Here is a 24,592-nt window from a genome sequence, read left to right as displayed (position 1 = left end):
TCGGAGACACATGAACGAGACCGGAGCACCCAGCCCGGACGGACGCCGGGTGACCGCGGAGGCCCTGCGGTCGATGACCTTCCCCCGCGCCCCGCTGACCCGCCGCGGCTACAGCGAGGAGCCGGTGCACCAGGTGCTGCGCCGCTGTGCGGCGGAGCTGACGGCGCTGGCCGAGGAGAACGACCGGCTGCGCGCGGACATGCAGCGGCACCGGGACTGGATCCGGGCGAACAACATCGGCGACTCGGCGGGCCCCACCGGGGTCCCGACGGTGGACGCGGTCCTGCAGCAGGCCCGCGCCCAGCAGTCCGCAGAGCAGACCGTCTTCGCCGCCCGCGAGCAGGCCCGCACCATGCTGCGTGCGGCGCGCGCGCAGGCCGAGGCGATCCTGCAGCAGATGTCGGAGCGGGACGGCCAGGGCGGCGAGGGCGACGAGGAGGAGGCCGAGCGGCTCATCTCCTACCTGCGGCAGATCGCCCAGTCGTTGAGTGTGACCGCCGACCAGTACGCCACCAAGCACGCGGCGCCCGCCGCACAGGCGCAGGTCGTCAGCCGGCAGGGCGGCATCTGACCCGATCTGACGCGACGACAGCTGCCCTTCGTGCAGCAGCTCTTGGCTTGGTCCAGACCAATCTCTATGCTCGGGGTGCCGCCCTCTCTTGTCCGCACCGCATCACCGCACGCTCGACAAGGAGCCCCCCACATGTCAGTACGCCGCAAGGCCGCCGCACTCGGCGCGGTCGGCGCCACCACCCTGATCGTCGCCGGGCTGACCCCCGGCACGGCCAGCGCGCACGGCGCGCTCAGCACCCCGGTCAGCCGTATCTCCGCGTGCTACGCGGAAGGCCCGGAGACCCCGAAGTCCCAGGTGTGCAAGGACCTCGTCGCCGACAGCGGCACCCAGCCGCTGTACGACTGGAACGAGGTCAACATCGCCAACGCCAACGGGCAGAGCCGGACGATCATCCCCGACGGCCACCTGTGCTCCGCCAACCGCGACAAGTACCGGGCGCTGGACTGGGCGCGCACCGACTGGCCGGCCACCCCGGTCCAGGCGGGGCAGACCGGCATCAGCTTCCGGGTCACCGCACCGCACCGCGGGGTCATGACGCTCTACATCACCAAGCAGGGCTACGACCCCACCCAGCCGCTGAAGTGGTCCGACCTGGACGACACCCCGATCGCCACCTACACCACGGCCGCGTCCTCGCCCGGCTACTACACCTTCAACGCCACCCTGCCGGCCCGCACCGGGCGGCAGCTGATCTACCAGGTGTGGCAGCGCACCGACAGCCCCGAGGCCTTCTACGGCTGCGCGGATGTCGTCTTCGGACAGACCGCGCAGGCGGCGAAGGCGGCCACCGCCGACATCGCCCAGGCGCCGACCGACGCCCAGATCACCGCGGGCGAGTCCCGGTCGACCGTCGTCCACCACGGCCACGGCGGTGACGCTCCCGTCACCTCCACCACCGGCGACCTCGCCACCAGCAACGTCGCCGCCAGCAGCAGCACCCTGGAGACCGCGCTGTCCGGCAGTGCGGTGCTGGCCGGCGGGGCCGTGGGGCTGCTGGTCTACAGCCGCCGCAGGGCCGGGGCGCGCAACCGGGGCTGACACCGGACCGCTGTAGGAATCCCACAGGGTCGGCCGGAGCAGCCTGTCGGGGCCGATTCCCCGGAAAGGCGCCGGGACCGATAGCTTTCACGGAGATACTCACGACTGAGGAGTGATCCGTTGAGCCGCTCGGTTCTCGTCACCGGAGGAAACCGGGGCATCGGCCTCGCCATCGCCCGGGTTTTCGCCGACGCGGGCGACAAGGTCGCCATCACGTACCGCTCGGGCGAGCCGCCGGCCGACCTCGTGGCGCTCGGTGTGCTCGCGGTGCGCTGCGACATCACCGACGCCGAGCAGGTCGAGCAGGCCTACAAGGAGATCGAGGCGGTGCACGGCACCGTCGAGGTGCTGGTCGCCAATGCCGGCATCACCCGCGACCAGCTGCTGATGCGCATGTCCGAGGAGGACTTCACCGCCGTCCTCGACACCAACCTCACCGGCACCTTCCGGGTGGTCAAGCGCGCCAACCGCGGCATGCTGCGGGCCAGGAAGGGCCGGGTCGTCCTGATCTCGTCCGTGGTCGGCCTGCTCGGCTCGGCGGGGCAGGCGAACTACGCCGCCTCCAAGGCCGGCCTGGTCGGCTTCGCCCGCTCGCTGGCCCGCGAGCTGGGCTCGCGCAACATCACCTTCAACGTCGTCGCACCCGGTTTCGTCGACACCGACATGACCCGGGCGCTGACCGACGAGCAGCGCGCCGGAATCGTGGCGCAGGTCCCGCTGGCCCGCTACGCGCAGCCGGAGGAGATCGCCGCCGCGGTGCGTTTCCTGGCGTCCGACGACGCCGCGTACATCACTGGAGCCGTCATCCCGGTTGACGGCGGATTGGGCATGGGGCACTGAACACCATGAGCGGAATCCTCGACGGCAAGCGCATCCTGGTCACGGGTGTGCTGATGGAGTCCTCCATCGCCTTCCACACCGCCAAGCTGGCCCAGGAGCAGGGTGCCGAGATCATCCTGACCGCCTTCCCCCGGCCCACCCTGACCGAGCGGATCGCCCGCAAGCTGCCCCGCCCGACGAAGGTCATCGAGCTTGACGTGACCAACGCCGAGCACCTGGCGGGCCTGGAGGGCGTCGTACGCGACGAGCTGGGCGGCCTGGACGGCGTCGTCCACTCCATCGGGTTCGCCCCGCAGGACGCACTGGGCGGCAACTTCCTCAACACCCCCTTCGAGTCGGTCGCCACCGCGATGCACGTCTCGGCGTACTCGCTGAAGTCGCTGACCATGGCCTGCCTGCCGCTGATGAGCGACGGCGGCGGCTCGGTCGTCGGCCTCACCTTCGACGCGCAGTACGCCTGGCCGCAGTACGACTGGATGGGCCCCGCCAAGGCCGCTCTCGAGGCGACCTCCCGCTACCTGGCCCGGGACCTGGGCAAGCAGAACATCCGCTGCAACCTCATCTCGGCCGGGCCGATCGGCTCCATGGCCGCGAAGTCCATCCCGGGCTTCTCGGAGCTGGCCGACGTGTGGAACCACCGCTCGCCGCTGGAGTGGAACATGTCCGACCCCGAGCCCGCCGGCCGCGGTGTCGTGGCGCTGCTGTCGGACTGGTTCCCGATGACCACCGGCGAGATCGTGCACGTCGACGGCGGCCTGCACGCCATCGGCGCCTGACGCACACCTCCGCGCGGCCGCCCCGTCAGCGGGCGGCCGCGCGGAAGCGGCAGTGGAAGGCGTGGGTACGCGCCTCCTCCGCCGCACGCGACGGGTCGCCGGCCCGGATCGCGGCCACCAGCCGGGAGTGGTCGAGGTGGTCGGCGGGGCGCAGCTCGGTGCCGACGTCGGCCCGCAGGAAGTCCCGCAGCACCTGGCCGAGGTCGGCGTACACGGTGGTGAGCACCTCGTTGTGCGAGGTCGCGACCACCGCGAGGTGCAAGGTCGCGTCGGCCTCGACGAAGGCCTCGGCGTCCCCCGATTCCCAGGCTCGCTCGCGCCGGGCCAGCAGCGCGTCCAGCTGCCGCAGGTCCGCCTCGTCGCGCCGCTCGGCGGCCAGCGAGGCCGCGGTGGTCTCCAGCGCCCCGCGCAGCTCGGCGATGTGCAGCTGCTCCGCGCCGGCGAAGCGCCGCTGCATCACCCCGGCAAGCTCGCTGGTGGCCACCACATAGGTGCCCGAGCCCTGCCGGATGTCCAGCAGGCCGTTGTGCGCGAGCGCCCTGATCGCCTCCCTGACGGTGTTGCGCGCCACCCCGAGCCGCTCGACCAGCTCGGGTTCCGTCGGGATGCGGCTGCCCACCGGCCAGGTGCCCGAGGTGATCTCGGCGCGCAGACGGGCGATGACCTGGTCGGCGAGAGTGCCGCTGCGGGGCACGGGTCCGAGATTCATCCCATCATTCTATGATGGGTCCATGCGCGATGACGAATCCCTGACCCTCGACCTGCCCGCGACCCCGCACACAGCCGCCACGCAAGCCGCCACGCAAGCCGCCCCGCACAGCGCCTCGCAGCCCGCACCCCCGCAGCCCGCGGCCCCCGGGGCCGGGCTGCCGCGCTGGGTCCGGGTGCTCGCCCTCGCGGGACTCGTCCTCGCCGCCGTCAACCTGCGCCCCGCCGTCACCAGCCTCGGCCCGCTGATGACGGAGGTCCGCGACGGCCTCGGCATGAACGGCACCATGGCGGGCCTGCTCACCTCGGTGCCCGCCGCGTGCTTCGCCCTCTTCGGCTTCGCCGCCCCCCGGCTCGCCCGCCGCTACGGACCGGGCGCCGTCGTCTGCGCCGGCATGGCCCTGATCACCGGCGGCCTGCTGCTGCGGCCCTTCGCCGGCGGCACCCCCGCCTTCCTGGCCGCCAGCGCGCTCGCCCTGGCCGGCATCGCCGTCTCCAACGTGCTGATGCCGGTCATCGTCAAGCGCTACTTCCCCGACCGGATGGGCGCCGTCACCGGCGTCTACTCCATGGCCCTGTCGCTGGGCACCGCCGTGGCCGCCGCGGTGTCCGTACCGCTGACCCACGCCATGGGCCACGGCTGGCGGCTGGGCCTGGGCGTGTGGGCGGTGCCCGCCGCGCTGGCCGTGCTGGTCTGGCTGCCGCTGGTACGCGACCGGTCCGCGGCCACCGCCCCCGTCTCCACCTCCGCTGCCGCTGCCACCGGCGAGAACGGGCGGATCACCCGCAGCCGCACCGCCTGGACGATGGCCGCCTTCTTCGGCCTCCAGGGCACCGCCGCCTACGTCACCATGGGCTGGATGCCGCAGATCTTCCGGGACGCCGGGATCTCCGCCGGCCAGGCGGGCCTGCTGCTCGCGGTCACGATGGTGATGGGTGTGCCGCTGTCCTTCGTGCTGCCGCAGGTCGCCGCCCGGATGCGCTCGCAGGGGCCGATCGTTGTCGTGCTCGGCGCCTTCCAGGTCGCCGGGTTCGCCGGGCTGTGGGCCGCGCCCGCCGCCGCCCCCTGGGCGTGGGCGCTGCTGCTCGGGGTGGCCAACTGCGCCTTCCCGCTGGTCCTCACGATGATCGGGATGCGCTCGCGCACCGGCGCCGGGGTCGTACGCCTGTCGGCCTTCGCGCAGAGCACCGGCTACCTCATCTCCATCCCCGGGCCGATCCTGGTCGGCGCGCTCAACCAGTCCTCCGGCGGCTGGGGCCTGCCCATCGCCCTGATGCTCGCGCTGGTCGTCCCCCAGGTGCTGTGCGGGGTGCTGGCCGGGCGCAACCGGTACATCGAGGACGAACTGTGACCCCGGTGGGAGCCGTCCGGGCGCCGGTGCCAGACTGGACGCATGCCCGTACTCGAACCGAACCCCCCGCAGCCGCAGCGCCGGCTGCTGACCCTCTTCGGCCTGATGATGGGGGTGCCCGCGATCGTCGCGGTGGTCGCCGTCATCGCCGCGCGCATGGGGTGAACTGCCCGACCCCGACCCGGGGGTGGGGACAACCCCACCATCCCTAGGGGGCCAGGGTCAGGGTCAACTGGGTGGACGACCGGATGGGAGCGCCCGCCGCGCGCCCGTAGCGTCGAAGTGCAGTCAGACAACGGCACTTCGACGGTCCACCACGGAGGCGTTCACCGTGACCACACAGTCCCCGCACCTGTACACCCGGCAGGCCGGGACCGGCACCCAGACCCCTGCCGCACGCAGGACCGGCGCGGTGCAGACCCGGCTGCCGTGGTGGGCGGTGGCGCTGCCCGCGGTCGCCTTCGCCGCACTGCTCGCGCTCATCAGCGGCGGCAGCGCCGACGCCTCGACCGCGGCCCCCGCCGGCGACGTGCTCTCCCGGCTCGCCACCGCGCTGCCCGACCTGCTCCGTCACATCCTGTGACCGCCCGCAGGGGCCGGCGACCGAGCCCATCCCGCGCCTGACTGCGGGTTTTCTGGAAAGCTGAAAGGCATGACCGTCGATTCGCCCCGCACCATCGTCCTGCTCCGGCACGCCAAGGCCGACTGGCCGTCCGTACCCGACCACGAGCGGCCACTGGCCGACCGCGGCCGGCTGGACGCCCCGATGGCCGGCCGCCGCCTCGCCGACGACGGCATCGCCCCCGACCTCGTGCTCTGCTCCACCGCCGCCCGCACCCGCGAGACCTGGAAGCTCGCCGCGCACGAACTGCCGCACCGGCCCCGTACGGTCTACGAGGAGCGGCTGTACGACGCGAGCCTCGGCGAACTGCTCGCGCTGCTCAGCGAGACCCCCGACGACGTCGGCTCGCTGCTGGTCGTCGCCCACAACCCCGGGATGCACGCGGCCGCGGAAGCCCTCGCGGGCACCGCCGACAGCGACGCGCTGGCCCGGATGAAGAGCGGCGGCTTCCCCACCGCGGCCTTCGCCGTGGTCACCTTCGCCGGCTCGTGGAAGACCGTCGAGCACGGTGTCGGCCGGCTCACCGCCTTCTGGACCCCGCACGAGGCCTGACAGGCCCGCTTGCGGTGGACCGGGTCAGGCGGTCGGGGTGCCGTCCAGCTCGTCGGCCGCCTCGATCTCCTCGCGGGTGATGCCCAGCAGGTACAGCACCGCGTCGAGGAAGGGCACGTTCACCGCGGCGTCCGCCGCCTCACGCACCACGGGCTTGGCGTTGAAGGCGACACCCAGGCCCGCCGCGTTGAGCATGTCCAGGTCGTTGGCGCCGTCGCCGATCGCCACGGTCTGGCTCAGCGGCACCCCGGCCTGCTCGGCGAAGCTGCGCAGCAGCCTGGCCTTGCCCGCCCGGTCCACGATCGGCCCGACGACCCGGCCGGTCAGCCGCCCGTCGGCCACCTCCAGGGTGTTCGCGGCGGCGAAGTCCAGGCCGAGCCGCTCCATGAGGTCGTCGGTGACCTGCGTGAAACCGCCGGAGACCACACCGACCTGGTAGCCGAGCCGCTTGAGGGTACGGATCAGGGTCCGCGCGCCCGGGGTCAGCCGGACCTCGGCGCGCACCTTGTCCACCACCGAGACGTCCAGGCCCGCCAGCAGCGCGACCCTGGCGTGCAGCGACTGCTCGAAGTCCAGCTCGCCGCGCATCGCGGCGGCCGTGACGTCGGCGACCTGCTCCTCGCACCCGGCGTGTGCCGCGAACAGCTCGATGACCTCGTCCTGGATGACGGTGGAGTCGACGTCCATGACCACCAGCCGCTGCGCCCTGCGCTGCAGCCCCGACGGCACCACCGCGACGTCCACCCCGCGGGCGGCGGCGGCGATCGCGAGCGCCGAGCGCAGCGCGACCGGCTCCGCGCCGGAGACGGCGAACTCCACGGCCGTCACCGGGTACTTCGCCAGCCGGAAGATCCGGTCGATGTTGCCGCCCGCGCCGGTGATCACCGCCGTTATGGCCGCCGTCGACTCCGCCGTCAGCGGCCTGCCGAGCACCGTGACATGGGAACGGCCCTCGCCGCGCGGCCGGTTGTCGCCGACACCGGAGATGATCTCGGCCTGCATCTTCAGGCTCTCGGCCCAGCTGTGCACGGTCGCCCGCAGGTCGCCCTCGGTGCCGGTGCCCGGCGCCGGGGCGGTCACCAGGGCACACAGCACTATCCGGCCGCGGGTCACCACCTGCTCGATGTCCACCACGTCCACCCCGTAGGCGGCGAGCGTGTCGAACAGGCCGGCGGTGATGCCCGGCTGGTCCCTGCCGAAGATCTTGACCAGGAGGGTCGGCACGTCCGCTGCGGGAACGGCGGCGACAGGCGTGGCTTGCGAGGCGTCGTTCATGGTCCCTCCACGGTATCCGCCCCGCACTGCCGTATGACCATCCGTCCCGCGTGCCGGACAATCGGCTGCTGGGAACACCCGGAACGCGTCCGGGAGGGCGCTTTCTGTTACGAGACCGGGGCCTGCAATAGTTCCTCCCGATGTTCGCAATCCCTAGACTCCCCTCATGGGGGACAACACGGGGGACAACCAATGGGGCTTGGGGTGCCTGAACTCGTACTCGAATTGAACGGTCGAACCTGGACGCTCGACGCCTCCCGGTCCTACAGCCTCGGGCGCGACCCGCAGGCCGATCTGCACTGCGACGACCCCCGGGTCTCGTGGCGGCACGCCACCATCCGCCGGGGAGACCGCGGTTGGCTGATAGAGGACCACGGGAGCACGAACGGCACCTTCGTCCACGGGCAGCGGATCCAGCAGACGGAGGTCGGCCCCGGCACCGCGGTCAACCTCGGCAACGCCACCGACGGCCCGCGGCTGGACTTCACCGGCGGCACACCGGTCGCGGCGGCCGGCCGCGACGTCTACAGCGCGGAGACCGCGCACGCCCAGCAGCCGCCGCAGCTCTACCCGCAGGCGCAGTCCGCACCGCCGGTGCAGCAGCCGGTGCAGCCGGCCCGGCCCGTACAGCAGCCGGCCCCGCAGGTGCCGCCGCAGCAGCACGTACCGCCGCAGGTCCAGCAGGCGCCGCCGCAGCACTACCCGCAGTACCAGCCGCCGGCCCAGCCGGCCGCCGCGCACCAGCAGGCGGCGGTGCCGCAGGCCGCAGCCGGCTGGCCGCAGCAGCCGCCGGCGCCGCAGGGCGTACCCCAGCAGCCGCCGGCCGGCGGCCGGGCACCCGGCTACGGCGACCGCAGCCCGACGACCTTCCACCAGCTGGCGCTGGGCCGGGTCATGCGGATCGGCCGTGCGCTGGAGAACGAACTGGTCGTCTCCGACCTCCAGGTCTCCCGCTACCACGCCGAGTTCCGCGCGCACCCCGACGGCCGCTACGAGATCGTCGACCTCGGCAGCCACAACGGCACGTATGTCAACGGCCAGCCGATCCAGCGGCACCTGCTCGGCGCCAACGACATCGTCGGCGTCGGCCACTCCACCTTCCGGCTGGTCGGCGACCGGCTGGAGGAGTTCGTCGACACCGGCGCGGTGTCCTTCTCCGCCCGCCGCCTGTCGGTGACCGTGCCGCACGGCAAGACCACCAAGACGATCCTCAAGGACGTCTCCTTCGGGGTGCCGGAGAAGTCGCTGATCGGTGTGATCGGCCCGTCCGGCTCCGGCAAGTCGACCCTGCTGCGCGCGCTGACCGGCTACCGGCCCGCCGACCAGGGCGAGGTGCTCTACGACAACCGGAACCTGTACAAGCAGTTCGCCGAGCTGCGGCAGCGCATCGGCCTGGTACCGCAGGACGACATCCTGCACAAGGAGCTGCAGGTCAAGACCGCACTGCGGTACGCGGCCAAGCTCCGCTTCCCCGGTGACACCGCGGCCGCCGAGCGCGAGGCGCGGATCGACGAGGTGCTGCGCGAGCTGAAGCTCGACATCCACGCCGACAAGCGCATCACCTCGCTGTCCGGCGGCCAGCGCAAGCGCGTCTCCGTGGCGCTGGAGCTGCTCACCAAGCCGTCGCTGATCTTCCTCGACGAGCCCACCTCGGGCCTCGACCCGGGCATGGACCGCGACGTGATGAAGCTGCTGCGCGGCCTCGCCGACGACGGCCGCACGGTCCTGGTGGTCACCCACTCGGTGGCGGAACTGGCGCTGTGCGACAAGCTGCTGGTGATGGCGCCGGGCGGCTCCGTGGCCTACTTCGGTCCGCCGGACGAGGCGCTGAACTTCTTCGGGTACGACAACTGGGCCGACGTCTTCTCGGCCTTCGAGACCTACCGCGACTACGACTGGATGGGCCGCTGGCGCGGTTCGCAGCACTACCAGACCTATGCCGCGGACCTGGACTCGGTCGCCCCGCAGGCCGCGCCCTACATACCGCACCAGGTGGCCAGGCCGCCCAAACCGCAGGCGTGGGGTCCGCAGTTGTGGACCCTGGTACGCCGCTACATGTCGGTCATCGCCTCCGACCGCGGCTTCATCGGCCTGATGCTGATCCTGCCGACGGTGCTCGGCATCGTCAGCCTGCTGATCCCCGCGCACGACGGACTGGGCTACGGCCCGGTCAGGGCGCACGGCCAGAACCGGGACGCGGGCACCATCCTGATGATCATCGCGGTCGGCGCGTGCTTCGCCGGTGCGGCGAACTCGGTCCGGGAGCTGATCAAGGAGCGGGTCATCTACGAGCGGGAACGCGCCGTCGGCCTGTCGCGGTCCGCGTACCTGATGTCCAAGGTCATCGTGCTCGGCCTGATCACCGCCCTGCAGGGCGCGATCATCTGCGGCATCGGCTTCGTGCCGCGCAGCAAGATGCCCGCCGAGGGCGTCATCCTGCACGGCCAGCCGGCGGTGGAGATGACCCTGGTCGTGATGGCCTTCGGCTTCACCTCGATGATGGTCGGGCTGATCATCTCCGCGCTGGTGAAGACCGCGGAGAAGACGATGCCGCTGCTGGTGATGTACTCCATCGTGCAGATCGTCTTCACCGGTGTGCTCTTCCAGATCTACGGCAAGCCCGGCATGGAGCAGGTGGCCTGGCTGATGCCGGCCCGCTGGGCGGTCGCAGGCGCCGGTTCGACGGCCGACCTCAACACGCTGCTGCCGTGGGACACCACACCGCCGGTCAGTGTGGACTCGCTGTGGAAGCACAGCGCGGGCATCTGGACGCTCGACGTCTTCATGCTGCTGGTGATGGCGGCGGTGTGCGGTGTCGCCGTCGCCCGGCTGCTGCGCCGGCACGAGCCCGAGGTCATGCGCAAGTAGTCGGCAATTCGCGGCATGCGAAAGGGCGGTGGGACTCGGGGAGTCCTACCGCCCTTTTCGCATCGGCTGGTCCGCCGCAACCGGTGGGGGTTCCGGTGCGCGGGTCAGTACGCCGAGTTGACGTTGTCCATTCCGCCGTAGACGTGCCAGGCGTAGTTGCACGCGGCGGCGATGTTCGCGACCGGGTCGTAGATGTTCCACGACGTGCCGGACACGTGGTAGGCGTTGAAGGTCGGGTCGATCGTCTGCAGCAGGCCCTTGGAGGGAATGCCGTTCTGGGCGTTGATGTCCCAGAGGTTGATCGCGTTCGGGTTGCCCGAGGACTCGCGGATGATGTTCCGGTAAATGCCGTTGTAGGTCGGCACCGGGATGTTGTGCGCGGCAAGTACCGCACGGGCCTCGCGAATCCAGCCGTCCAGGTTGTCGGGGTAGACGACCTTGGCGGGAGCGGCGGCGACCTTCTTCGGGGCGGCCTTCAGGGCGGTGCGCTGCTTGGAGCGGTTCGCGGCCTGCTGCGCCCTGGCGCGCTCGGCTGCCCGGGCGGCGGCCTTCTTCTTCGCGGCGGCGGCAGCCTTCTTCTTGGCGGCTGCGGCGTCCGCGGCCTTCTTCTTCGCTGCCGCGTCTGCGGCCGCCTTCTGCTTGGCCGCGGCGTCGGCGGCGGCCTTCTTCTTGGCCGCCTCGTCCTGGATCGCCTTCTGCGAGGCGAGGCCGGCCTGTGCGTCGAGGCTCTTGACCTGCTGGCCGGAATCCACCGAGAACCCGGTCGGGTCACCCTTGGCTTCAGCCGTGCCACCGGTCGCCTGGAGACCGGTGACGGCCAGGACAACAGCAGCCGCGGCGGCGGCACCGGCCGCCGTGATCTTGTGCTTCTTGGACAGTCGGCCGATCTTCGGGATCGTGGGGAGCTGCATGGAATGACCTCTTCCGGTTGCGGACCTGAGAATTCTTAGGGCCTCGCAAAACGGGGGTCAATGAAGCCGGCTACGAATCGAATTCGTAGCCGGCGCGGGAACGGGCAGTCACTTCCCTGAGATATTCCGGGGCTTGCCGGGGGTCGTATTCCACTACGCTGCTTAGTATGTGACGCAGGTCCTATCTGTCACCTCACACCACCGCACCCCCACGGTCGCTTGCGGTGACCGTGGGGGTGCTTTATGTGACGTTTATTGGGGGTCTCTTTACGGGAGCAGGAGATTCACGTCCCCGAACTCGTGCCACAGGTAACAGTGCTGGAGCGCCTCGGCGTAGACCCGCTCCAGCAGGTCGTCGTCGGAGACCGCGCGCAGCATCAGCAGATGCGAGGCCTCCGGCTCGTGCAGCCCGGTCAGCAGGCCGTCCACCGCACGCACCCCGCGCTCCGGGGTGATCACCAGATCCGTCCAGCCCTGCGCGGGGCGGACCACCCCGCGCCCGTCGGACGCGGTCTCCAGTGCCCGCACCGCGGTGGTGCCCACCGCGATGACCCGGCCGCCGGCCGCCCGCGCCGCGTTGACCTGCCATGCCGTGGTGGCCGGCACCGTGTACGGCTCGGCGTACGGCGGCTCGTACGCCTCGGCCGACGCGACCCCGGTGTGCAGCACGATGGGCGCGATCTGCACCCCACGGCTGACCAGCTCGGTCACCAGCGGTGCGGTGAAGGGCCGGCCGGCGCTCGGCATCTCGGCGGAGGCGCCGCCGTCGGCCGAGGGCGTGGCGAAGACCGTCTGGTAGGAGCTGAGCGGCTGGTCCCGCTCGGTGTAGGCGTAGCGGATCGGCCGCCCGTGGGCACGCAGGTGGGCCACCGTGTCGGGCATCGAGGGCCGGGCGAACCACAGCCGGTCCCCGCACGGGTCCATCGGCTCCTCCAGCGCCAGCTTCCCGCCGCCGGCCAGCTCCACCACCGCGCCCGCGGGGCCGCCGGCCCGGCGGACGGTGGAGCCGCGGCCGTCGGGGTCGCGGACCTCGACCACCCAGCGGCCGTCGTCGCGCCGGGTGGAGAAGTGCACCACCACCCGGTCGCCGCCGAGCTGCCCGTCCAGCGCGGCCGGCAGCGTCTGGGAGGTGTTCACCACCAGCACGTCGCCGGCCCGCAGCAGGTCGGGCAGGTCGCGGAAGGTGTGGTGCGAGACCTCACCGGACCCCCGCCGCCCGACCAGCAGCCGCACCCCGTCCCTGCGGGCCGGCGGAGCCGGCGCCAGTGACTCCGCCGGCACCTGGAATCCCCGCAGAATGTCCGATGTGCGGCTTGTATCTGTCATGACTCCTATTCCCCTTATATAGGGGTCTGCGTTTTGGGTCATCGCCATCACCGTCCGTTCCGCAGGCCTGACGCCGTGTAGCGGCCACTGGCGGCCTTCTCGTCCAGCAGCCGCAGCAGCGCGGGCGCCACCTCCTCGGGCAGCGCGCGCTCGGAGAAGTCGGGGTCGTCGGGCACGGCCGCCGCGTACAGCTCGGTCCGCAGGTCGCCCGGATCCACCCACCACACCCGCAGCCCCGGCTCCTCCACCGCCAGCACCGCAGACAGCTGGTCGAGCGCGGCCTTGCTCGCCCCGTAACCGCCCCACTCCGGGTACGCCTCCACCGCCGCGTCCGAGCTGACGTTCAGCACGCTGCCGGACGCCGCCCGCAGCGCCGGCAGCGCCGCCTGCACCAGAGCGAAAGGCGCCGTGACATTGACCTCAAGTGCCCGCTGCAGACCCTCGACCGGCAGCTCGGCCAGCGTCACCAGCGGCTCGGCGCCCAGCGCACTGGCGTTGTTGACCAGCAGGTCCACCCCGCCCAGCTCCTGCGCCGCCGCCACCAGCTCGGCCCGGTGCGCCGGGTCCGCCACGTCGCCCGGCACCGCACGTACCGCCGCCGCACCCGCGCCGGCACCCGTATCCCCGCCGGCACCGGACTTCACCGCCGCGTCCTCGACAGCGGCAGCCGCCGAGCGCAGCGCCTCCGCGTCCCGCGCGTCGAGCACCAGCCGCCAGCCCCGGCCCGCAAGCTCCGCGGCGAGCGCCCGGCCCAGCCCCTTCGACGCCCCTGTGATGATCGCTACCGGCATGAGACCGCCCTCGCTGTGATGGCCGCCGGGAAAGCACCCCGGCGCGGCCGGACCCGGTGCCCGGCCGTCTGGTCCCTCCACCGTAGGAACGCGGCCCGCCCGCCCGCTTCGGTCGGCCGCCCTACACCGCTCGGTCACAAGGGCCTAGGTCCACATGCCCACACCCGCTCGGCCTTGCGGCGCATATGTGCCGTGACCTGCCACGGGTACGGTGGAGACATGTCCAGCAGGCCCCCCAGAGGCGGAATCGAAGCGGTCAGCGCCGCGGTCCTGGCGATGAACCGCCGGCTGGAGGTGCGCGAGGTCCTGCAGACCATCGTGGCCTCCGCCCGCGAGCTGCTGGCGGCCGAGTACTCGGCGCTCGGCGTGCCCGACGACCACGGCGGCTTCGCGCAGTTCGTGGTGGACGGCGTCAGCGACGAGGAGTGGAAGGCCATCGGCCCGCTGCCCCGGCAGCACGGCATCCTCGCCGCGATGCTGCACGAGGCGACACCGCAGCGCCTCGACGACGTCCGCGACTTCGCCAGCTTCGCCGGCTGGCCCCGCAAGCACCCCGTCATGAAGGCCTTCATCGGCATGCCCGTGATGGACGGCGACGACATCCTCGGCGCCCTCTTCCTGGCCAACAAGCAGTGCCAGGGCCACGACGGGGGCGACAGCCGCGGCTTCACCCAGGAGGACGAGGACCTGCTGCGCATCCTCGCCGACCACGCCGCCATCGCCCTGACCAACGCCCGGCTCTACGAGCGCAGCCGCGAGCTGACGCTCGCGGGGGAGCGGGCCAGGATCGCCCACGAGCTGCACGACGCGGTCTCCCAGAAGCTCTTCTCGCTGCGGCTGACCGCACAGGCCGCCGCAGCCCTCATCGACACCGACCCGGCCCGCGCCAAGGGCCAGCTGCGTGAGGTCGCCGGGCTCGCCGCCGAGGCCGCAGACGAGCTGCGGGCCGTCGTCGTGGAGCTGCGCCCCGCCGCCCTGGACGACGACGGCCTGGTCGCGACGCTGCGCACCCAGGCCGAGGTCCTCGACCGGGTGCACTCCGCAGGGGTCACCTTCCGCTCGCGTGACGTCCGCGCCCTGCCCGCCTCCCAGGAGGAGGCGCTGCTGCGGGTCGCCCAGGAGGCCATGCACAACGCCCTGCGGCACGCCCGCGCCACCGCCGTCACCGTCACCCTCGAAGGACACGGCAGGGGCGCCACACTGCGGGTCGCCGACGACGGCAAGGGCTTCGACCCCGAGTCGGTCCGCCGCGCCGGCCGGCACCTCGGCCTGGTCTCGATGCGGGACCGGGCCGGCGGCGTCGGCGGCCGGCTCATCGTGCAGTCGGCGCCCGGCAAGGGCACCGTGATCGAGCTGGAGGTGCCCGGTGGCTGACAAGGTGATCCGCGTGCTGCTGGTCGACGACCACCAGGTCGTACGCCGGGGCCTGCGCACCTTCCTCGAAGTGCAGGGCGACATCGAGGTCGTCGGCGAGGCCGGCGACGGCGACGAGGGCGTGGCCCGCGCCGAGGAGCTGCGGCCCGACGTGATCCTCATGGATGTCAAGATGCCCGGCACCGACGGCATCGAGGCGCTGCGCCGGCTGCACGACGCGCAGAACGGTGCCCGGGTGCTGATCGTCACCAGCTTCACCGAGCAGCGCACGGTGGTACCGGCTCTGCGGGCCGGCGCCGCCGGATACGTCTACAAGGACATCGACCCGGTCGCGCTGGCCGACGCGATCCGCTCCGTGCACGCCGGGCACGTCCTGCTGCAGCCGGAGGTGGCCGGCGCACTGCTCTCCCAGGACGAGGCGGGCGGCCCCGGGCAGGGCCGCGGCAACGCGCTGACCGAGCGGGAGCGCGAGGTGCTCACCCTGATCGCCGACGGCCGCTCCAACCGGGAGATCGCCCGCGCACTGGTGCTGTCGGAGAAGACCGTCAAGACCCACGTGTCGAACATCCTGATGAAGCTGGACCTCGCCGACCGCACCCAGGCCGCCCTGTGGGCGGTGCGCAACGGCGTCGGCGGCTGACCGAACGGCGTCCCCGTTCTAGGGCCTGCGCCGCTCCGACTCCTCCACGTACGCGTTGTACGCCGCGACCTGCGCGCGCCTGGCGGTCCGCTCCACCGGGCGCAGCAACTCCGCCCTGGCCGAGATCTGCGAGGCGCTCACCGCGGCGCCGTGCCCGTCGCCGGCGATCTCCACCAGCGCCGCGACCCGCTGCGCCAGCTCCAGCACCCGCACCGCACGCGGCGGATAGCCCGGCGCCAGCACCTCGCGGCCCCTGGCCGCCCGCGCCCGGTAGGCGTCGAGAGCCGCGTGCGCCGTCGGGCCGCCGGCGCCCGCCACGTCCAGCGCCGCCAGTGCCGAGGTCGCGTCACGCAGCGCCTCGGCCAGCTCGCGCTCCGCCTCGCCCAGCGACGGCACGTCGGCCGGCGGCGCGTCCCGCACCGGCAGGCACCGCCACTCCACCTCCACGTGCACATCGCCCGCGGGACCCGCCTCGCTCACGTCCGGCACCAGCCCCAGCGGCACGGCCCCGACGGTGAGCACCGCCTCACCCGCCTCCAGGGCGAGGTCGTTGAAGTCCGGCGGCCCGGTCAGGCCCAGCGGGTGCCCCGAGACCGGCAGCGCGAGCCGCAGCCCGGTCACCCCCAGCGCCCGCAGCCTGCCGAGGCCCAGGGTCAGTCCGACCGGCCCGTTCTCCCCGGGCAGCGCCGTGATCCGGTGCACCGCGTCCTGGCCCACGATCCGCTGGGCCACGTCATCAGGTGCGGCAAGTCCGGCAAGCAGGGCATTTCCCCATGCGGTCAGCCGCCCTGAACGAGGTTCATCAAGCATGCCCCCAGCCTATGGACTGGACCCGTCGTGCGGTGGCGTAAGTTTTCCCCAGGGGATCCCTCCGGGGACGTGCCAGCCCGGGCACCGCCGGGCTGACGAGACTGCAATGGGAGACAACGCGCTCATGAGCGATGTGCTGGAGCTGGTGGACGTATCCGTGGTCCGCGACGGACGGGCTCTGGTGGACCACGTCTCGTGGTCGGTCGCGGAGGGCGAGCGCTGGGTCATCCTCGGCCCCAACGGCGCCGGCAAGACCACCCTGCTCAACGTCGCCTCCAGCTACCTCTTCCCCACCACCGGCACCGTCTCCGTCCTCGGCGACAAGCTCGGCGGCGTCGACGTCTTCGAACTGCGCCCGCGCATCGGCATGGCCGGCGCCGCGATGGCGGAGAAGATGCCGCGCCGGCAGACCGTCCTGGAGACCGTGCTCACCGCCGCGTACGGCATGACCGCCACCTGGCACGAGGGCTATGAGCAGGTCGACGAGGACCGCGCCCGCGCCTTCCTCGACCGGCTCGGCATGAACGACTTCCTCGACCGGAAGTTCGGCACCCTCTCCGAGGGCGAGCGCAAGCGCACCCTGATCGCCCGCGCCATGATGTCCGACCCCGAACTGCTGCTGCTGGACGAGCCCGCCGCCGGCCTCGACCTCGGCGGACGCGAGGACCTGGTCAGGCGGCTCGGCCGGCTGGCCCGCGACCCGATCGCACCCTCCATGATCATGGTCACCCACCACGTCGAGGAGATCGCCCCTGGCTTCACCCACGTCCTGATGATCCGCCAGGGCAAGGTCGTGGCCGCAGGCCCGCTGGAGAGCGAACTGACCTCCCGCAACCTGTCCCTGTGCTTCGGCCTCCCCCTGGTCGTCGAGCGCCGCGGCGACCGCTACACCGCGGCCGGACTCCCGCTCTCCTGAGCTTCACATCCCCGCGCACTGCCGCAACTGCCCCGTACAGCCCTACGATTGGGCTGTGGACGCATGGCTGTGGTGGCTGATAGCAGCAGTGGGGCTGGGCATCCCGCTGGTGATCACGACGATGCCCGAGTTCGGCATGTTCGCCGTCGGTGCGGTGGCGGGCGCCGCCGCCGCGGGAATGGGCGGCGGGATCGTCGCCCAGGTCATCGCCTTCGTGGTGGTGTCCGTCGCGCTGCTGGTCTTCGTACGCCCGATCGCCTACCGCAACCGGCAGCACGCCGGGCAGCGCAGCGGCATCGACGCGCTCAAGGGCCGGCAGGCGGTGGTCCTCGAACGGGTCGACAGCGGCGCCGACGGCAGGATCAAACTCGCCGGCGAGGTATGGTCCGCGCGCTCACTGGAAGCCGGCCGGGTCTTCGACCCCGGCCAGCAGGTGGACGTCGTGGAGATCGACGGAGCGACAGCCGTCGTGATGTGACGGCAGAAGTGCCCTTGTCCGGCCGGGAATTCGCCGAACCCGCCCGCGGCGGGCGGCCGTCTGCCAAGATCGATCATGTCGGCGTACACCGGGTACACCGTGTTTCCGCAGTCAACCGGCGCGGGGAGTGGACATGCAGCCCATCATCATCGTCCTGATCATCCTGGTGGTGCTCGTCTTCATCGCGCTGATCAAGACGGTCCAGGTGATCCCGCAGGCCAGCGCGGCCATCGTGGAGCGCTTCGGCCGCTACACCCGCACCCTCAGCGCGGGACTGAACATCGTGGTGCCCTTCATCGACACCATCCGCAACCGCATCGACCTGCGCGAGCAGGTCGTGCCCTTCCCGCCGCAACCGGTCATCACCCAGGACAACCTGGTGGTGAACATCGACACCGTCATCTACTACCAGGTGACCGACGCGCGGGCCGCGACCTACGAGGTCGCCAGCTACATCCAGGCCATCGAGCAGCTCACCGTCACCACCCTGCGCAACATCATCGGCGGCATGGACCTGGAGCGGACCCTGACCTCCCGCGAGGAGATCAACGCGGCCCTGCGCGGCGTCCTGGACGAGGCCACCGGCAAGTGGGGCATCCGCGTCAACCGCGTCGAACTCAAGGCGATCGAGCCGCCCACCTCCATCCAGGACTCGATGGAGAAGCAGATGCGCGCCGACCGCGACAAGCGGGCCGCGATCCTCACCGCCGAGGGCATCAGGCAGTCCCAGATCCTCACCGCCGAGGGCGAGAAGCAGTCCTCGATCCTGCGCGCCGAAGGTGACGCCAGGGCCGCGGCCCTGCGCGCCGAAGGTGAGGCGCAGGCGATCCGCACGGTCTTCGAGTCCATCCACGCCGGCGACCCGGACCAGAAGCTGCTGGCCTACCAGTACCTGCAGATGCTGCCGAAGATCGCCGAGGGCGACGCCAACAAGCTGTGGATCATCCCCAGCGAGCTGAACGACGCACTCAAGGGCCTCGGCGGCATAGTCAACCTGCCCGGCGTCCCCGGGAACGGCAACGGGGGCGGTGGCTCCGCCACCACACCGGCACCCCGCCGCGAGTCCGCACCCTTCGACAAGGACTGAGGCCCGGGCGGCCGAGGGGCCGTGGCTGAGGGGTGAGACGCCCCTCGGGGGCGGCGGAGCGCTGTGACATGATCACGGGGTTATGTCCCCAGCTGAAGCTCTCGCCGTCCTCGCCGCGGGAGTCGGGGCCGGCACCATCAACACCATCGTCGGCTCCGGCACCCTGCTGACCTTCCCGGTCCTGCTCGCCGTCGGCCTGCCCCCGGTCACCGCCAACGTCTCCAACGCCCTCGGCCTGGTCCCCGGCTCGATCACCGGCGCCATCGGCTACCGGCGCGAACTCGCCGGCCAGCGCGACCGGCTGGTCCGGCTCGGCACCGTCGGGCTGCTCGGCGGCGCCACCGGGGCCGTGCTGCTGGTCACCCTGCCCTCGCAGGCCTTCCACGCCATCGTGCCCGTGCTGATCGCCGCCGCCCTCGTCCTGGTCGTGCTGCAACCCCGGCTCGCCCGCGCCGTCCAGGCCCGCCGCGAACGCCGCGGCACCACCGCCCCCGCCCACGGCGGCCCGCTGCTGGTCGGCGGGATGTTCCTGGCCAGCGTCTACGGCGGCTACTTCGGCGCCGCCCAGGGCGTGCTGTACCTGTCGTTGATGGGCCTGCTGCTCGACGAGACCCTGCAACGCGTCAACGGCTTGAAGAACGTCCTGGCCGCCCTCGTCAACGGCATCGCCGCGCTCTTCTTCATCGTCGTCGCCCACATGGACTGGGCCGCCGTCGCCCTCATCGCGGTCGGCGCCACCATCGGCGGGCTCATCGGCGCCCGCGTCGGCCGCCGGCTGCCGCCCGCCGCGCTGCGCGGCCTGATCGTCGTCGTCGGCATCGCCGCCATCGTGCAGCTGATCCTCAAGTGAGCCGTGCGGCCCGGCCCGTCACGGACAGGCCGGGCCGCACCGCTCACACCGGTTCAGGCCCTCGGCCTCAGGCCGGCCGGGCCAGCCACTCCGGCAGCCCCGCCCGCTCCCGCACCCCGAGCGCCAGCAGCAGCGCATCGGCCGGCGTCGGCTCGAACGGCTGCGCCAGCAGCCGCATACCCGCCTGCTCCGGCGTACGGTCCGCCTTGCGCTGGTTGTCCTCCGCGCACGCCGCCACCGTGTTCAGCCACGTGTCGCCGCCACCGCGGGACCGCGGCTGCAGGTGGTCCACCGTGGTGGCCCGCCGGCCGCAGTACGCGCACCGGTGCCGGTCACGCACCAGCACACCCCGCCGCGACCACGGCGCCCGTTGTCGGAACGGCACCCGCACATACCGGCACAGCCGGATCACCTGCGGAAGGGGTACGTCCACGTCGGCCGCACGGATGCGCAGCCCGGGATGCGCCTGCTCCACGACCGCCTTGTCCTGCATCACCAGGACCACGGCACGCCGCAGCGACACCGTCGACAGCGGCTCGAAGCTCGCATTCAGCACCAGCGTGTCACGCATCCCGCCCACCTCCCGGGCCTCCTCCGCCCCCCTGGCGGAGTGGCTCCACTGTGCCCGCGCGTTCACGTGCGGACAACGCAATTTCCCCCCGGCGGACAACAGGTGACCGGGGGAGAAGGAGTCGGGAAAGAGCAGGGGAAAAGCTTGCGCCCCGGACACCGGACGTGATGGACGTCCCGGTATCCGGAGCGCGCCGGCCGGCGCGGACCCCCGGTCCCCAGACCGGGATCCGACAGGCAGCGGGGGGCGCGTGGTACCGCCCAGCGCAACGCCCCGCCGCCCCCGCAACTGCGGTGCCGGCCGACCCGGTGTCCGCCGCGCCGCCCGGGCGCATGACCGGGGGCGTCCGGCAGGCCGGGCAGGCACCACTGTGCGGCGGGCCGCGCCGGGGTGCAACCGAATAACCACCGACCGCGACCGGGCCGGCGCCCGCGGCGGATCAGCCGCCCGCGGGCACCTCGTACTCACCGATCAACTGCGCCCGGCCCAGCGTGTGGAAGCGCAGGTTGAAGCCCACATAGGCCGGGGACGCCGCCGCGTCCACGCCCAGCTTCTCCTGGTCCACCGCGTACACCGTGAACACGTAGCGGTGCGGGCCGTCCCCCGGCGGCGGCGCCGCACCGCCGAAGTCCTGCGTCCCGTAGTCGTTGCGCGCGTGCACCGCACCCGCCGGCAGCCCGGCGAAGTCCCCCGTGCCCGCACCCCGCGGCAGCTCCGTCACCGACGCCGGGATGTCGAACAGCACCCAGTGCCAGAAGCCGCTGCCGGTCGGCGCGTCCGGGTCGTAGCACGTCACCGCGAAACTCTTCGTCCCCGCGGGGAAGCCCTCCCAGCGCAGCTGCGGCGAGACGTTGCCCGCCGCGTACACCTGGTCGTCGCTGAGCGCCGCCCCCGGCGCCACGTCGTCACTGACCACCGTGAACGCCGGTACGGGCGGATGGAAGTCATGGGGGAGCGGTCGCCGCGCTTGCTCGGACACCTCGACACCTCTCGATCGCGAACCAACTCTGCGACCCGAGCCTAGAGCCTCCGGGGCACCCTCCCCCGCAGGCTAGAACCAGTTCCGCTTGGCGCCCACCTCGGCAAGCCACTGGTGCAGGTAGTCCGCCCAGTCCGTCTGCTCGAAGCCCTGCATCGGCATCACGAACGAACGGTACGTGTCCCCGCCGCCGAACAGCCCCGGCTTCTTGTCCATCTCCATCACGACGTCCATCTGCTGCCCGTCGGAGACGAAGGTCAGCTCGACCTCCTTGAGCCCCTTGTACTGCGACGGCGACTTGAACTCGATCTCCTGGTAGAACGGCAGCCGCTGCCGCGTCGAGCGCAGGTGCCCCTTCTCCAGGTCCGCCCCGTGGAAGCGGAAGCCCAGCCGGCCGAACGCGTCGAGCAGCGCGTCCTGCGCCGGCAGCGGGTGCACGTTCACCGGGTCCAGGTCGCCCTTGTCGACCGCCCGGGCGATCTGCAGCTCCGTCGTCACCCCGACGTCCATCCCGGTCAGATGCCGCCCCATGAACATCGTCACCGGCGTCTCCCACGGCACCTCCAGCGAGAACTGCACGTTGTGCACCGCCCCCGGCCGGATCTCGAACTCCCCGCCGATCTGCTGCGTGTGGAACTCGATGTTCTGGTGGTACTCGACGTCGTTGCCCTGCGCGTCCTTGCGCTCCACCTCGACCTTCGCCTGCAGGCCCACCGACAGCCCCTGGATGCGCTGCTCGACGGAACCGCCCTGGATCCGCACCTCACCCTGGACCACACCGCCCGGCGTGACGTCGGACTGGAACAGCTCCGTCTCCACCGACGCCCCACCCGCGCCCAGACTCGCCATCAGCTTCTTGAAGCCCATTGCGGACACCCTCCGTTTGCCGTTTCCTGCACAGTTCTTGGCGAACTCTACGAACGCAGCGCATGCCCGGCTGGTTCCACCCCGCTCCGGTAGGCTCGGGCCGCGTGACCACCGCACCGGACCGCACCCCGCTGGCCCGCGCCTTCTTCGACCGGCCGGTCCTGGAGATCGCCCCCGACCTGCTCGGCAGGACCCTGGTCCGGGACACGGACGACGGCCCCATCGAACTGCGGCTCACCGAGGTCGAGGCCTACGACGGCCCCAACGACCCCGGCTCGCACGCCTACCGCGGCCGCACCGACCGCAACGCGGTGATGTTCGGACCGCCGGGACACACCTACGTCTACTTCACCTACGGCATGTGGCACTGCCTGAACCTGGTGTGCGGCCCGGTCGGCACCGCCAGCGGAGTCCTGCTCAGAGCCGGACTGGTCACCCGCGGCGCCGACCTCGCCCGCGCCCACCGCCCCACCTCCCGCCGGGACACCGACCTCGCCCAGGGGCCCGCCAGGCTCGCCACCGCCCTGTCCGTCGGCCGCGACCTCAACGGCGCCGACGCCTGTTCCGCCGGCGGCGGCCCCTTCCGCATGCTGGCCGGCACCCCGCCGGAGCCCGCCGCGATCCGCAGCGGGCCGCGCACCGGGGTCGGCGGCGAGGGTGCCGCCCACCCCTGGCGCTACTGGATCGACGGCGACCCCAGCGTCAGCCCCTACCGTGCCCACGCCCCGCGCAAGCGCGCGAAAACGGCGGCGCGGCCGGGGGACGGGACCGCGTAGGCTCGTAGCCGTCGCACCCCGCCTGTAGGGGCACCCAGACACGAGGAGACACGGAACCGTGACGGACATCGTCGACGAGCTGCAGTGGCGCGGGCTGATCGCCGTATCCACTGACGAGGACGCACTGCGCAAGGCGTTCGCGGACGGCCCCGTCACGGTCTATTGCGGCTTCGACCCCACCGCCCCCAGCCTGCACCTCGGCAACCTGGTCCAGATCCTCACCATCCGCCGCCTCCAGCAGGCCGGACACCGCCCGCTGGGCCTGGTCGGCGGAGCCACCGGACTGATCGGCGACCCCAAGCCCACCGCGGAGCGCACACTGAACGACCCCGCGGTCGTCGCCGAGTGGGTGGGACGGGTGCAGGCCCAGATCGAGCCCTTCCTCTCCTTCGAGGGGCCGAACGCGGCCGCCATGGTCAACAACCTGGACTGGACCTCGGGCCTGTCCGCCATCGAGTTCCTGCGCGACATCGGCAAGCACTTCCGGGTGAACAAGATGATCGCCAAGGAGGCGGTGTCCCGCCGGCTCAACTCCGACCAGGGCATCAGCTACACGGAGTTCAGCTACCAGATCCTGCAGGGCATGGACTTCCTGGAGCTCTACCGGCGCCACGGCTGCACCGTGCAGACCGGCGGCAGCGACCAGTGGGGCAACCTGACCGCGGGCATCGACCTCATCCACCGGGTCGAGGGCGCCTCGGTGCACGCGCTGGCCACCCCGCTGATCACCAAGGCGGACGGCACCAAGTTCGGCAAGACCGAGGGCGGCGCCATCTGGCTCGACCCCGAGATGACCACGCCGTACGCCTTCTACCAGTTCTGGCTGAACGCCGACGACCGCGACATCTCCACCTTCGTCCGCATCTTCAGCTTCCGGTCCCGCGAGGAGATCGAGGAGCTGGAGCGCTCCACCACCGAGCGCCCGCAGGCCCGCGCGGCGCAGCGCGCCCTCGCGGAGGAGCTGACGAGACTGGTGCACGGCGCCGACCAGTGTGCTGCCGTGGTCGCCGCGTCGAAGGCACTTTTCGGCCAGGGCGATCTCGCCGACCTCGACGAGGCCACCCTGGCGGCCGCGCTCAGCGAGCTGCCGCGCGCCCAGGTGACCGAACTCGCCCCGGTCGCCGACCTGTTGGCCCAGGTCGAGCTGGTCCCGAGCAAGTCGGCAGGCCGCCGCACCATCCGCGAGGGCGGTGCGTACGTCAACAACGCCAAGGTGACGAGCGAGGACGAGACCCCGTCCGCGAGCGACCTCATCCACGGCCGCTGGTTGGTCCTGCGCCGGGGCAAGCGCAACCTCGGAGCGGTCGAGGTCCGCTGACACGGCTGGAAAAGTACGTTTGAGCGGCGGTCGAGCTTGACTCGGCCGCCGCTCGTGCGTAACGTAGTCCGAGCCGCCAAAACGGTGGGAGACCTGGTTCACACCGACTCCCGCCGCCCGAGCGGCCACCCACTACCTACGTCTCCCCGAGCATCGGGTCGATTTTTGGTGCGCCGAAAATCGAATCGATGAGGCTGAAACAGCCGATTATGAATCGGTGCGGGAATCGGGTACGGTGGGGAACACAACGAAGGGAAAGCCCGGAGGGGCCGGTGAAACGGTTCCGATGGCAG

The 24,592-nt window shown here is 71.9% G+C and carries 26 protein-coding genes; 17 read left to right on the top strand and 9 right to left on the bottom strand.

What is annotated here, in order from left to right; all coding sequences use genetic code 11:
- Window positions 1–10 precede the first annotated feature (10 nt).
- From JT723_RS09395 to fabI, 4 genes are all read left to right on the top strand, one after another.
- Entirely contained in the window at window positions 11–571 is a 561-nt protein-coding gene (locus JT723_RS09395; protein ID WP_205044062.1) for a hypothetical protein, read from the top strand.
- A 132-nt stretch (window positions 572–703) separates the two neighbouring features.
- Window positions 704–1,612: a lytic polysaccharide monooxygenase auxiliary activity family 9 protein gene (locus JT723_RS09390; RefSeq protein ID WP_205044061.1), complete on the top strand. Its 909-nt coding sequence runs from the start codon at window positions 704–706 to the stop codon at window positions 1,610–1,612.
- 120 nt (window positions 1,613–1,732) lie between these two features.
- Window positions 1,733–2,452: a 3-oxoacyl-[acyl-carrier-protein] reductase gene (gene fabG / locus JT723_RS09385; RefSeq protein WP_205044060.1), complete on the top strand. Its 720-nt coding sequence runs from the start codon at window positions 1,733–1,735 to the stop codon at window positions 2,450–2,452.
- Between the two features lie 5 nt (window positions 2,453–2,457).
- Window positions 2,458–3,228: an enoyl-ACP reductase FabI gene (fabI, locus tag JT723_RS09380; RefSeq protein WP_205044059.1), complete on the top strand. Its 771-nt coding sequence runs from the start codon at window positions 2,458–2,460 to the stop codon at window positions 3,226–3,228.
- A 25-nt stretch (window positions 3,229–3,253) separates the two neighbouring features.
- Here fabI and JT723_RS09375 read toward each other — a convergent pair whose 3' ends face one another.
- On the bottom strand, window positions 3,254–3,937 hold the full coding sequence (locus JT723_RS09375; RefSeq protein ID WP_205044058.1) for a FadR/GntR family transcriptional regulator: 684 nt from the start codon (window positions 3,935–3,937) through the stop codon (window positions 3,254–3,256).
- Between the two features lie 22 nt (window positions 3,938–3,959).
- On the opposite strand from JT723_RS09375, the gene JT723_RS09370 reads away from it, so the two are divergent.
- The 4 genes from JT723_RS09370 to JT723_RS09360 all read left to right on the top strand — a co-directional run bounded on the left by JT723_RS09370 (window position 3,960) and on the right by JT723_RS09360 (window position 6,462).
- A complete protein-coding gene (locus tag JT723_RS09370) occupies window positions 3,960–5,288 on the top strand; it encodes a CynX/NimT family MFS transporter (protein ID WP_205044057.1) in 1,329 nt (442 codons plus the stop codon).
- Window positions 5,289–5,330: 42 nt separating this feature from the next.
- Window positions 5,331–5,453, top strand: coding sequence for an SGM_5486 family transporter-associated protein (locus tag JT723_RS35740; RefSeq protein WP_251512930.1), 123 nt, complete (start codon window positions 5,331–5,333; stop codon window positions 5,451–5,453).
- Between the two features lie 166 nt (window positions 5,454–5,619).
- Window positions 5,620–5,871: a hypothetical protein gene (locus JT723_RS09365; RefSeq protein ID WP_251512948.1), complete on the top strand. Its 252-nt coding sequence runs from the start codon at window positions 5,620–5,622 to the stop codon at window positions 5,869–5,871.
- A gap of 69 nt (window positions 5,872–5,940) precedes the next feature.
- The gene (locus JT723_RS09360) at window positions 5,941–6,462 is read left to right on the top strand and encodes a SixA phosphatase family protein (protein ID WP_205044056.1); all 522 of its coding nucleotides are present in this window, start codon (window positions 5,941–5,943) and stop codon (window positions 6,460–6,462) included.
- Between the two features lie 24 nt (window positions 6,463–6,486).
- Here the strand turns inward: JT723_RS09360 and serB are convergent, their stop codons facing one another.
- On the bottom strand, window positions 6,487–7,737 hold the full coding sequence (gene serB / locus JT723_RS09355) for a phosphoserine phosphatase SerB (protein WP_205044055.1): 1,251 nt from the start codon (window positions 7,735–7,737) through the stop codon (window positions 6,487–6,489).
- A 192-nt stretch (window positions 7,738–7,929) separates the two neighbouring features.
- On the opposite strand from serB, the gene JT723_RS09350 reads away from it, so the two are divergent.
- The gene (locus JT723_RS09350) at window positions 7,930–10,605 is read left to right on the top strand and encodes an FHA domain-containing protein (RefSeq protein WP_205044054.1); all 2,676 of its coding nucleotides are present in this window, start codon (window positions 7,930–7,932) and stop codon (window positions 10,603–10,605) included.
- A gap of 104 nt (window positions 10,606–10,709) precedes the next feature.
- Here the strand turns inward: JT723_RS09350 and JT723_RS09345 are convergent, their stop codons facing one another.
- The 3 genes from JT723_RS09345 to JT723_RS09335 form a co-directional block, all read right to left on the bottom strand.
- Window positions 10,710–11,516 (bottom strand): transglycosylase SLT domain-containing protein, encoded by an 807-nt coding sequence (locus JT723_RS09345; protein ID WP_205044053.1) that lies wholly within the window; start codon window positions 11,514–11,516, stop codon window positions 10,710–10,712.
- Between the two features lie 267 nt (window positions 11,517–11,783).
- Window positions 11,784–12,842, bottom strand: a complete 1,059-nt coding sequence (locus tag JT723_RS09340) for an S-adenosylmethionine:tRNA ribosyltransferase-isomerase (protein ID WP_205044052.1) — start codon at window positions 12,840–12,842, stop codon at window positions 11,784–11,786.
- A gap of 47 nt (window positions 12,843–12,889) precedes the next feature.
- A complete protein-coding gene (locus JT723_RS09335) occupies window positions 12,890–13,633 on the bottom strand; it encodes an SDR family oxidoreductase (RefSeq protein WP_205044051.1) in 744 nt (247 codons plus the stop codon).
- Window positions 13,634–13,852: 219 nt separating this feature from the next.
- Here JT723_RS09335 and JT723_RS09330 point away from each other — a divergent pair, with 219 nt between their 5' ends.
- Together JT723_RS09330 and JT723_RS09325 are read left to right on the top strand one after the other, a co-directional pair.
- Complete coding sequence (locus JT723_RS09330; protein WP_205044050.1) at window positions 13,853–15,007, top strand: GAF domain-containing sensor histidine kinase; 1,155 nt, start codon at window positions 13,853–13,855, stop codon at window positions 15,005–15,007.
- On the top strand, window positions 15,000–15,647 hold the full coding sequence (locus tag JT723_RS09325; protein ID WP_205044049.1) for a response regulator: 648 nt from the start codon (window positions 15,000–15,002) through the stop codon (window positions 15,645–15,647). Before JT723_RS09330 ends, JT723_RS09325 begins: the two co-directional genes overlap by 8 nt.
- Window positions 15,648–15,665: 18 nt before the next feature.
- On the opposite strand, the gene JT723_RS09320 is transcribed toward JT723_RS09325, so the two are convergent.
- Window positions 15,666–16,457 (bottom strand): Rv1486c family protein, encoded by a 792-nt coding sequence (locus JT723_RS09320; protein ID WP_205044048.1) that lies wholly within the window; start codon window positions 16,455–16,457, stop codon window positions 15,666–15,668.
- Window positions 16,458–16,581: 124 nt separating this feature from the next.
- Between JT723_RS09320 and JT723_RS09315 the strand changes: the two genes are divergently transcribed.
- The 4 genes from JT723_RS09315 to JT723_RS09300 all read left to right on the top strand — a co-directional run bounded on the left by JT723_RS09315 (window position 16,582) and on the right by JT723_RS09300 (window position 19,788).
- A complete protein-coding gene (locus tag JT723_RS09315; protein WP_205044047.1) occupies window positions 16,582–17,373 on the top strand; it encodes an ABC transporter ATP-binding protein in 792 nt (263 codons plus the stop codon).
- Between the two features lie 55 nt (window positions 17,374–17,428).
- Window positions 17,429–17,851, top strand: a complete 423-nt coding sequence (locus JT723_RS09310; protein WP_251512932.1) for an NfeD family protein — start codon at window positions 17,429–17,431, stop codon at window positions 17,849–17,851.
- A 133-nt stretch (window positions 17,852–17,984) separates the two neighbouring features.
- Window positions 17,985–18,938 (top strand): SPFH domain-containing protein, encoded by a 954-nt coding sequence (locus JT723_RS09305; RefSeq protein WP_205044046.1) that lies wholly within the window; start codon window positions 17,985–17,987, stop codon window positions 18,936–18,938.
- An 82-nt stretch (window positions 18,939–19,020) separates the two neighbouring features.
- Entirely contained in the window at window positions 19,021–19,788 is a 768-nt protein-coding gene (locus JT723_RS09300; RefSeq protein WP_205044045.1) for a sulfite exporter TauE/SafE family protein, read from the top strand.
- Between the two features lie 67 nt (window positions 19,789–19,855).
- Here the strand turns inward: JT723_RS09300 and JT723_RS09295 are convergent, their stop codons facing one another.
- From JT723_RS09295 to JT723_RS09285, 3 genes are all read right to left on the bottom strand, one after another.
- Window positions 19,856–20,359, bottom strand: a complete 504-nt coding sequence (locus JT723_RS09295) for an HNH endonuclease (protein ID WP_205044044.1) — start codon at window positions 20,357–20,359, stop codon at window positions 19,856–19,858.
- A gap of 439 nt (window positions 20,360–20,798) precedes the next feature.
- Window positions 20,799–21,338 (bottom strand): YbhB/YbcL family Raf kinase inhibitor-like protein, encoded by a 540-nt coding sequence (locus JT723_RS09290; protein WP_205044043.1) that lies wholly within the window; start codon window positions 21,336–21,338, stop codon window positions 20,799–20,801.
- Between the two features lie 72 nt (window positions 21,339–21,410).
- Window positions 21,411–22,205 carry a sporulation protein gene (locus tag JT723_RS09285; RefSeq protein ID WP_205044042.1) on the bottom strand — a complete coding sequence of 265 codons (795 nt, stop codon included), beginning with the start codon at window positions 22,203–22,205 and terminating at the stop codon, window positions 21,411–21,413.
- Window positions 22,206–22,309: 104 nt separating this feature from the next.
- On the opposite strand from JT723_RS09285, the gene JT723_RS09280 reads away from it, so the two are divergent.
- Together JT723_RS09280 and tyrS are read left to right on the top strand one after the other, a co-directional pair.
- Complete coding sequence (locus JT723_RS09280; RefSeq protein WP_205044041.1) at window positions 22,310–22,981, top strand: DNA-3-methyladenine glycosylase; 672 nt, start codon at window positions 22,310–22,312, stop codon at window positions 22,979–22,981.
- 58 nt (window positions 22,982–23,039) lie between these two features.
- Window positions 23,040–24,299, top strand: a complete 1,260-nt coding sequence (tyrS, locus tag JT723_RS09275; protein WP_205044040.1) for a tyrosine--tRNA ligase — start codon at window positions 23,040–23,042, stop codon at window positions 24,297–24,299.
- The last annotated feature ends 293 nt before the right edge of the window (window positions 24,300–24,592 follow it).

It is taken from the genome of Actinacidiphila bryophytorum (assembly GCF_016916835.1).
In the GTDB taxonomy this organism is placed as follows: Bacteria; Actinomycetota; Actinomycetes; order Streptomycetales; family Streptomycetaceae; genus Actinacidiphila; species Actinacidiphila bryophytorum.
The sequence above is the reverse complement of the archived record's forward strand: the minus strand, read 5'-3'. Positions and strand labels throughout refer to the sequence as shown.